The organism is candidate division WOR-1 bacterium RIFOXYB2_FULL_36_35 (assembly GCA_001771505.1).
Classification (GTDB): Bacteria; Margulisbacteria; WOR-1; order XYC2-FULL-46-14; family XYC2-FULL-37-10; genus XYB2-FULL-36-35.
The window spans coordinates 1-6244 of the sequence record MEUA01000043.1 but is presented as its reverse complement, the minus strand read 5'-3'; the positions used below and the strand labels follow the sequence as shown (position 1 = coordinate 6244).

5 protein-coding genes are annotated in these 6244 nt (G+C 35.5%); 3 read left to right on the top strand and 2 right to left on the bottom strand.

Features of this window, described 5'->3' with window-relative positions; translation table 11 throughout:
* Positions 1-38 precede the first annotated feature (38 nt).
* Entirely contained in the window at positions 39-554 is a 516-nt protein-coding gene (locus tag A2290_02950) for a hydrogenase (GenBank protein OGC14054.1), read from the top strand.
* Positions 555-578: 24 nt separating this feature from the next.
* Here A2290_02950 and A2290_02945 read toward each other — a convergent pair whose 3' ends face one another.
* A complete protein-coding gene (locus tag A2290_02945; protein OGC14053.1) occupies positions 579-1250 on the bottom strand; it encodes a hypothetical protein in 672 nt (223 codons plus the stop codon).
* A gap of 10 nt (positions 1251-1260) precedes the next feature.
* Complete coding sequence (locus A2290_02940) at positions 1261-2589, bottom strand: hypothetical protein (protein ID OGC14052.1); 1329 nt, start codon at positions 2587-2589, stop codon at positions 1261-1263.
* A gap of 106 nt (positions 2590-2695) precedes the next feature.
* Here A2290_02940 and A2290_02935 point away from each other — a divergent pair, with 106 nt between their 5' ends.
* Both A2290_02935 and A2290_02930 read left to right on the top strand, forming a co-directional pair.
* Complete coding sequence (locus A2290_02935) at positions 2696-4690, top strand: hypothetical protein (protein ID OGC14051.1); 1995 nt, start codon at positions 2696-2698, stop codon at positions 4688-4690.
* Entirely contained in the window at positions 4671-6074 is a 1404-nt protein-coding gene (locus tag A2290_02930; protein OGC14050.1) for a hypothetical protein, read from the top strand. Before A2290_02935 ends, A2290_02930 begins: the two co-directional genes overlap by 20 nt.
* The last annotated feature ends 170 nt before the right edge of the window (positions 6075-6244 follow it).

The following is a 6244-nucleotide window of genomic DNA, read 5'->3' as shown; positions in this document are numbered from 1 at the left end:
AAAAGCTTTAATCTTTCTTATCCGGGGAATGACTTATAATGCAAAACATATTAAAAAACAGCCTTAAAAAAGGGCTTGTTACAAAAAACCTCTCTTTTAACAAAGACGAAATAACTGTTTTAGGCAAAGAGTTGAAATCAGCCATAATAAAAAAATTCGGCAGGTCGTTTCATATAAGAGAGGTAGATACGGGGTCTTGTGGCGCATGCGAATCTGAAATAATTGCAATTACAAACCCAATTTACGACATCCAAAGATTCGGAATAGACTTTGTCGCCTCGCCTCGGCATGCAGATGCCCTGCTTATAACAGGGCCTGTTTCAAAGAATATGCTTCTGGCTCTCAAAAAAACATATGATGCCATGCCGACACCAAAAGTTGTAATTACCCTAGGTTATTGCGCATTAAACGGCGGAATATTTAAAGATTCTTATTATATCGAAGGAGGAGTAAACAATATTTTACCTGTAGCTCTTCACATCCCCGGTTGTCCACCCACACCCCATCAAATAATAAAAGAGTTATTGAGTTTTATAACATACAGTAAACAGTAAACTGTACACTGTTAACTCTACACTTCATGTCTTGTGTCCAATGTCCAAATCCAGTTTCCTTAAAGATTGCTCTTCACCAAAGACGATCATAACGTCACCTTTTTGAAGGACAGTATCTGCGCCCGGAACCACAAGCATCTGTCCATCGCGTTGAATAGCCATTATAGAAATATTATATTTACTTCTTAACTTAAGATCTTCAAGAGTCTGGCCTATAAAACTGTCAAAAACATTGATACCTATTATTGTCAAATTTTCACCTAATTCAAGATAATCAAGGATTTTAGTTGATGTAAGCTTATTTACAAGTTTAATTGCCATATCCTGTTCGGGGAAAAAGACCTGATCTACACCAAGTTTTGACAGTATCTTACCATGAAGCGTATTTTGAGCCTTGCAAACTACCTTTTTTATCCCAAGAGACTTACATATTTGAGAAGCTATAATATTTGCCTCAATATCAGAACTCTCGGCAATTATCGCAACATCACAATCAGAAACGCCCGCCTCCTTTAATGACTCTTCATCCGCAATATCCCCAATAAAGGCATGCGTAACATGATCCTTTATATTGTGGATTTTGCTTTCATCCTTATCAACAACAATTACCTCCTGGTTTTTATAAAATAGTTCCCTTGCTACTTTTGATCCAAAACGACCCAAACCCAAAACAGCATACTGCTTTCTACCTGACATTTTTTTCCTCCTATCCTATTGAAATACCTTCCTTCGGATACTCGAGCTTATGCTCTTTTTGACCTGTAAGAAAAGCCAAAAGCAAAGTCAAAGGCCCAACACGCCCAATAAACATACATAACATAATAACAATTTTACCAACAGTTGTTAAATAAGGCGTTATCCCCATAGAAAGCCCGACTGTGCCAAAAGCTGAAACAACCTCAAACAAAAGCGATAAAACAGTCTTATCCTTTTCAAAAAAAGTAAGCGCAAAGACAGCGCTACAAACTAAAAGCAGAGCAAGGACTGCTATCACAAAGGAACGTCGAACTGTCTGAAACGGTATCCTTCTTTCAAAGATAACCGTATCTTTTAATCCCTTAAGTGTTGCCCATATTGTGGACAAAATAATAGAAAAAGTTGTAGTTTTAATCCCACCGCCGGTTCCTCCGGGAGAAGCGCCAATAAACATAAGCAAAATAGTCAAAAGCAAGCTCTGAACATAAAATTTATCAATAGATAACGTATTAAAACCAGCTGTCCTTGGAGTAACAGAATGAAAATAAGAAGCCATTATTTTCTGGGAAAAAGTCAACGACCCTAATGTTGAAGAATTATTTTGTTCAAAAAAATAAAAAAGAAGAGTTCCTACTGCTATAAGAAAAATAGTCGTAAAAACAACTGTTTTAGAATGAAGAGAAAATCTTCTATTTTTTAATATATCAGAAATAACAATAAATCCTATTCCGCCAATTATTATAAGAGAAGTTATAACCAAATTTACTACAACATCGGTACAATAAGGAGCTAAATTAACATTCCCTGCCGGCAAAGCAAATCCTGCATTACAAAATGCAGAGACAGAATGGAATACAGCATATAATAAACCTTTTTTTAACCCCAGAGAAGGCCACCAACGCAAAAATAAGATTAAAGCGCCTATCCCTTCCACAAGAAAAACTATAGCAAATATTTTTTTGACAACTGAAACCACTTCACGCGTAGAATAAATATTTAAAGCTTCTTGCATCATAAGCTTTTCAGAAATAAACATTTTTCTTCTAAATAATAAAAAAATAAATGTTGAAAAGGTCATATAGCTCAATCCGCCAATTTGTATGAGGGAAATAATAACTACCAAGCCAAATAAAGAGAAATGAACTCCTGTATCTAATACCACAAGACCTGTAACACATGTGGCGGAATTAGCAGTAAACAATGCATCTATAAACTTTGTAGAAGAGCCAATAGACGAAGAGATAGGAAGAGTCAAAAGAAAAGCTCCTGTAAGTATTATGATAAAAAAGCTTAAAACTATAATAAAGCTTGGGTTAACCTTAAGCATATCGGAAATCATTGTATAACTTCTTCAAATGCAATGCAATATCTCTGCCGTATGAGTTTGCAGCTACGCTGGAAAAGCTCAAATAACTCTTAAAAACTATGTTATAATATTTAAAGAGATGAAACATTCAAAGATAGTATTAATAATCTTTGCAGTTTCTTTAGCCGCTTTTTCAGGGCTTCTAATACAAATTTTAATTTCTATTCCAAAGATTGAAAAGCTAGAGACATATATACCATCAGAAGCAACAATTTTATTTTCTTCCGACAATGAACCACTTGCAAGATTTCACAAAGAAGAAAATAGAAGAGTTGTCTCCTTGTCACGCATGAGCCCTTATATCAAAAAAGCAACTGTTGCAATAGAAGATGAAAGATTTTATAGTCATCACGGAATAGACATTAGAGGGATAATGAGGGCGACAATTGCAAACATAACAAGAGTAAGACTGTCCGAAGGGGCATCAACAATAACACAACAACTTGCCCGCAATCTGTTTTTGACTCGTAAAAAAAATATTATCAGAAAACTTGCTGAAGTAATTCTTGCTTTTCAAATAGAACGCCGCTTTACAAAACAAGAAATACTAGAATACTATTTAAATCAAATATACTTCGGACACAATGCTTATGGGATTGAATCGGCATCCTATCTTTATTTTAATAAACACGCAAAAGACTTAACTCTGGCAGAATCAGCAATGATTGCAGGAATCATAGAAGGCCCAGAAATATATTCACCTTACAAAAATTTAAAGCTCGCAAAAAACCAGCAACGCATAGTTTTATTAAAGATGGTTGACCTGTCAATGATTTCTCTCACAGAAGCACGAATATCTTACAACGAAACGTTAAATTTGCATCCGGAAAATCTAAAAAAATTTGGCAATCTGGCCCCCTATTTTGTAAATTATATATTTCAAGAACTTATAAAAAAATTTGGAGAAGAAGCGGTAAATAAGGGGGGGCTTAAAGTATATACAACGCTTGACACAAACATGCAAGCAAACGCGGAAGAATCAGTAGACTCTTTTATCGAAAGAGAAGGCTCAAAATACAATTTCTCACAGGCATCATTGCTTGCAATCGACCCGAGGAATGGACACATAAAAGCCATGGTTGGCGGCGCAGATTTTGTAAAAAGCCAATTTAACCGAACAATACAGTCAAGAAGGCAGCCGGGCTCTTCTTTTAAGCCGTTTATTTATGCAACAGCTATAGAAAAAGGGATTTCTCCGGGAACTGTAATTAAAGACGAACCAACAATTTTTGAGGTTTTTAGAAACAAATGGAATCCTTCCGGAAAATGGACGCCTCAAAATTTCAATGGGAGATTTTCCGGTAATGTTACGATGCAATATGCTCTGGAAAAGTCACTAAATATTCCCGCCATAAAAACTTTAGATAGAGTAGGCATCCCTTCTGTTATAAATATGGCCAGAAAGTTGGGAATAAAAAGCCATTTAGAGCCGGCTTTATCTCTGGCATTAGGAGCTTCTGAGGTTACTATGCTTGAAATAACATCCGCTTTTGGTGTTTTCGCAAATGAAGGGATTAGATATGAGCCAACAGCAATAACTAAAATTGTTGACAGAAACGGGAACACAATTTTTATAAGTGATGAAAAAGGCGAGCAAGTAATAGATTCAAACGTTGCAAATATAATTGCATTTATGATGCAAAGAGTTTTAACTAATGGGACGGGAATCGGTGGCCGTTTAAATCGTCCTGCCGCGGCAAAAACCGGAACATCACAAGATTTTAAAGATGCTTGGTTGATAGGATTTACTCCTCAACTTGTTACGGGAGTATGGGTCGGAAATGATGATAACAAACCAATGAAAGGGGTAGCGGAAGTTTCTGTCTGCCCGAGAATGTGGAAAGATTTTATGACAAAGGCTTTGGCGTATGAACCACCTCTTAATTTTTCACCGCCTGTGGGATTGTATCCTTATAAGATATGCCTCGATTCAGGTTTAGTAGCAACCTCCTATTGCCCAAAGAATAGAACAGTTGACACTTTATATTTTGAAGAAGATGCTCCAAAGGCTGATTGCAATATACATATATTTGAAACAGTAGAAAACCAAGAAGATGAAAAAAAACAAAATTAAGTTTGGAACAGATGGTTGGCGCGGAGAAATAGCAAAAGACTTTACATTTAAAAATATAGAAAAAGTCTCTTTGGCTTTCGTGCAATACCTAAAAAAATTCAATTTAATAAAAAATGGAATTGCTGTAGGCTACGACAACAGATTCCAATCAGAAGATTTCGCAAGAGTTGCGGCAAGTATATGTTCAAACGCAAACATAAAAACCTTTTATTCTGAAATATCACTCCCCTCTCCCGCACTTTCCTATTTTGTTAACACAAATAAACTTGACGGCGGAATTATGATAACAGCAAGCCATAACCCAAGTAATTGGAACGGTTTTAAAATTAAAGAGTCTTTTGGAGGATCCGCAAAATCCGAAACAACCAAAGAAATTGAAGCTATATTAGAAGAGATGAATGAACCCATAAAACCTGCCGACAAAGAAAATCAGAAGTATGAATTATTTAACCCAAAGCCAGAATATTTAAAACATATTTCTTCGTTTGTTGATTTAAGCATCATAAAATCCGCCGGCATTAAAATTATCTTCGATCCTATGCACGGAAGCGGAGCAGGATACTTAAAAGAAATTATTCCGGAAATTGAAGAGATAAATTCAAACCGCGATCCTCTTTTTGGGGGAGTTAACCCTGAGCCACTGCCAAGCAACCTAACAGACCTTATATCTACAACGAAAGAATCAATATTAAAAAATAAATTGTCAGTTGGTATCGCAATAGATGGCGACGCAGATCGAATTGGGGCTATAGATCCTGATGGAACATATATTTCATCACATAATGTTTTTTCCTTATTATTAAAACATTTATACGAAAATAAAAAGCTAAGGGGAAAAATTGTTAAGACATTTAATATTTCAAGACTTGTAGAAAAGCAGGCCAAGGAATACGGCCTGGAAATAATAGAAAAACCGATAGGGTTTAAGTATATAGTTGAAGAATTTTTAAAGGGTGGAGTGATGATCGGAGGAGAAGAAAGCGGAGGGATCGGAATTATAAATAACATACCAGAAAGAGATGGGACATTAAATGCTTTATTACTTTTAGAGCTTATTGCCATAACAGGAAAAACACTTTCTCAAAATCTAAAATCAATAATGGATAAATTAGGTTACTACTATTATGACAGACTGGATTTACACATCAAAAGAGACCTTTTTTCCTCGAAACTTGAAAAATTAAAAAACATTAAAGACTTTGCAGGTAACAATGTGACAAAAATTGAAACATTAGACGGCGTAAAACTAAATTTTCAAGATGGATCATGGATACTATTTAGAGCATCCGGAACAGAACCACTCCTTAGGATTTATTCTGAAGGGACATCAATTGACCAAGTTAAATTCCTCCTGGGGAAGGGGGAAACATTCATTAAAGAATAAATCAGGGTTAAAACCCCAGTTTAACTTCGTAATATTGACTCTCTATAACTTGACCCACATTAGGATCATAAGCTTTCCTGACTTTCTCTTTTATGTATCACAGACAACAGCCCTCACCCAACATTCAGACAAAAGAAAACTTTTTCTATTATATTTTGCCTTAAAGCATC

Coding starts and splice junctions, on each gene's coding strand:
- A2290_02950 (OGC14054.1), top strand. CDS start 39: ATGCAAAACATATTAAAAAACAGCCTTAAAAAAGGGCTTGTTACAAAA.
- A2290_02945 (OGC14053.1), bottom strand. CDS start 1,250: ATGTCAGGTAGAAAGCAGTATGCTGTTTTGGGTTTGGGTCGTTTTGGA.
- A2290_02940 (OGC14052.1), bottom strand. CDS start 2,589: ATGATTTCCGATATGCTTAAGGTTAACCCAAGCTTTATTATAGTTTTA.
- A2290_02935 (OGC14051.1), top strand. CDS start 2,696: ATGAAACATTCAAAGATAGTATTAATAATCTTTGCAGTTTCTTTAGCC.
- A2290_02930 (OGC14050.1), top strand. CDS start 4,671: ATGAAAAAAAACAAAATTAAGTTTGGAACAGATGGTTGGCGCGGAGAA.